The following is a 2014-nucleotide window of genomic DNA, read 5'->3' as shown; positions in this document are numbered from 1 at the left end:
CCGGCGCCGTAAAGCCAGGACCCCTGGTCCGTGGGCACGTCCACACACCGGGCCCGGGCGCCACCCTCTCCCGACAGACTGCCGCCCAGATACCAGTTGAGGCCGTCATTCCAGACGCGGGCGTAGTCTGAGTTCGTCTTGAACCCGCCCGTGCCTTCCACCCGCGTGAGGAAGCAGCGCCGCTGCGCGGTGACCGCCCCCAGCAGCCTCGCCGGGTCTCCCTTGAACCAGACGGCATCCGAGGTCCGGTTGGTGGCCGTGTTGATGCACTGCACGCCAGCGCCCAGCGCCTTGCCGTTCTGCGGGCTGATGGCGAGGTACCAGTTCCCGGCGTAGATGTACGCATAGACGCTGCTCGTGAGCCCCGAGGACGAGGGCGTCAGGCTGCCGACGACGCTCGTGAGGAAACAGGTGCGACCCTCGGAGGTCCCCATGTCGAGCTGGGTCCACCCGGCGGCGCCCCACCAGTACGAGCCCCCCAGCACGACGCCCTGCTCGGCCTGCGCCACGTCCTCGCTGGGCACCTCGGGCACGTCGCCCTCGGGCTGGCCCTGCTCGGGCAGCTCGCCGCCACAGCCCACCGCGAAGGCGGCAAGGGGCATCGCCATCAACGCCTTGCGCATCGACCGCGCACCGACCTGCTTCGTGAATCGACCCATGTTCATGTTCCGGTCCTCTCGCTGGCTGAATTTCCTGGGGTGTTGCTTCTTGCCGAAGGCCCGCCGGGACGTGGTGTCCCCGCAGGCCGGCGTTGGGGAGCGGGACGTCCCCAGAGCAACGCGGATGCCAGCCCCCGCGAGGGCGTTTCCCCACCTGGAGGACTTCAAGAGCAAGGCAACCCTTGCCTCGCTCCGGGGCTCCGGGCCGGCAACCTTTGCCACCTCCGGCAAAGGTTGCCGGGCGCTGAGCGGTTCCAGAAGCGGCGCTCGGGCGAAATCCCTACGCCTTCCGGAGTCCCACCACCTCGCCGTAGCCACCGGGGATGAAGAACTGGTGCGGCTCCATGCCCATGATTCGCAGCGCGGTGGTGACGACGTCCGCGGACCTGGGGACGCGCTTCGAGGGCTGCCCCGTCTCCTCGATGAGGTCCACCGGGACGCCGAGCCCGCGCGTCGTGTACGAGCCCACCTGCCGGTGGGCCGGCCATGCGCGTCCAATTCGGGCGCCTCGGTGCGCGCATCCAGCCCCGTCCACCAGGCGTTGTCCGCGGGCTTCGCGGAGAGCATCGGCTTGAGCGCTTCGATGGAGGGAACGCGAACCGGCGAGGCGTGGGAGGGCAACCCCATGCCGACCGGCACGCCCCGGTCTCCGGAGACACATGCCTGACGACACCCCTGGCCTGACCCGTAGCCATCAGGCGTCACCCGGCGAGTGACGTCTGGATCAGGCTGTCGATGATCCTCGCCGTTTCCTCGAAGATCGGTGCGGCGATTCCCCGGGGAGTGTCGTCCACGTCCCCCGTCCCGGTGACGACGCCGATGGAAGTCCACGCGGAGTCCCCCTGGACGAGCACGGGGCCGCCGCTCATCCCGGGGGCGGTCGCGTCCACCGGGTAGTACAGGGGTGAGCCTCCCTCGGTTTTGTGGACACCCGAGATGAGGTGACCGAAGGATGTCCACGACGATGCAGAGGCGACCGCGTAGGCAGTACACCCCGGAGTTCCGGGCCGGGGCGGTGAAGCTGGTGCTGGAGGAGGGCAAGTCCATGGCCCAGGTAGCCAAGGACCTGGACCTGACCCGCAGCGCCCTGGAGAACTGGGTGAGGCAGGCTCGGGTGGATGCCAGCCGGGGCACAGCCGAGGCGCTGACGACGAGCGAGAAGGACGAGCTCGCTCGGCTGCGCCGAGAGAACCACCAGCTTCGGATGGAGCGCGAGATACTAAAAAAACTACACCGGCAAATATGGCCTGAGCTCCTCTTCGATGCCTCTGAGGTAGGCGTCCGGGTCGGCGCGGAAGCGTCGGCCCATGATGCGAGGGACGCGCCGCGCTTCAAGCTGGGCGCGTAGCCGCCGC

3 protein-coding genes and 1 pseudogene are annotated in these 2014 nt (G+C 69.0%); 1 reads left to right on the top strand and 3 read right to left on the bottom strand.

Annotated elements, in window-relative coordinates; genetic code table 11:
• The 3 genes from G4D86_RS51580 to G4D86_RS51570 all read right to left on the bottom strand — a co-directional run.
• Positions 1 to 665: hypothetical protein (locus G4D86_RS51580; RefSeq protein ID WP_164003078.1), on the bottom strand; the 665-nt coding region annotated here is incomplete at its 3' end.
• A gap of 274 nt (positions 666 to 939) precedes the next feature.
• Positions 940 to 1128, bottom strand: a complete 189-nt coding sequence (locus G4D86_RS51575) for a hypothetical protein (RefSeq protein WP_240360968.1) — start codon at positions 1126 to 1128, stop codon at positions 940 to 942.
• Between the two features lie 232 nt (positions 1129 to 1360).
• Positions 1361 to 1528: a hypothetical protein gene (locus G4D86_RS51570; protein ID WP_164003077.1), complete on the bottom strand. Its 168-nt coding sequence runs from the start codon at positions 1526 to 1528 to the stop codon at positions 1361 to 1363.
• 95 nt (positions 1529 to 1623) lie between these two features.
• Between G4D86_RS51570 and G4D86_RS51565 the strand changes: the two are divergent.
• Positions 1624 to 1887, top strand: a pseudogene (locus G4D86_RS51565) (transposase); the annotation flags it as partial.
• Between the last annotated feature and the right edge of the window lie 127 nt (positions 1888 to 2014).

The organism is Pyxidicoccus caerfyrddinensis, from assembly GCF_010894405.1.
Classification (GTDB): domain Bacteria; phylum Myxococcota; class Myxococcia; order Myxococcales; family Myxococcaceae; genus Myxococcus; species Myxococcus caerfyrddinensis.
The sequence above is the reverse complement of the archived record's forward strand: the minus strand, read 5'-3'. Positions and strand labels throughout refer to the sequence as shown.

Bases quoted from the DNA above. Each gene is read 5' to 3' on its own strand.
- G4D86_RS51570 (WP_164003077.1), bottom strand. From the start codon at position 1,528: ATGAGCGGCGGCCCCGTGCTCGTCCAGGGGGACTCCGCGTGGACTTCC.